Below are 260 nucleotides of genomic sequence, written 5' to 3'. Positions count from 1 at the left end.
CGATCTCGATCCCCACCAGCGTGCTCATCACCTTCATCGGGCTGCAGGCGTTCGGCTACTCGCTGAACGTGCTCACCCTCGGTGCGCTCACTATCGCGATCGGTCGAGTGGTCGACGACTCCATCGTCGTGATCGAGAACATCAAACGTCACTACGTGGGCGATGCCGACAAGGGCGATGCGATCCGCCTCGCGGTGCGCGAGGTCGCGATGGCGATCACGGCGTCCACCATCACGACAGTGGCGGTCTTCCTGCCGATC

General features: G+C 63.1%; 1 protein-coding gene. It reads left to right on the top strand.

Annotated elements, in window-relative coordinates:
* Nucleotides 1-260: efflux RND transporter permease subunit (locus L687_RS23960; protein WP_040569558.1), on the top strand; the 260-nt coding region annotated here is incomplete at both ends.

It is taken from the genome of Microbacterium maritypicum MF109, assembly GCF_000455825.1.
Taxonomy (GTDB): Bacteria; Actinomycetota; Actinomycetes; order Actinomycetales; family Microbacteriaceae; genus Microbacterium; species Microbacterium maritypicum_A.
This window is presented reverse-complemented; position numbering and strand designations above follow the sequence as displayed.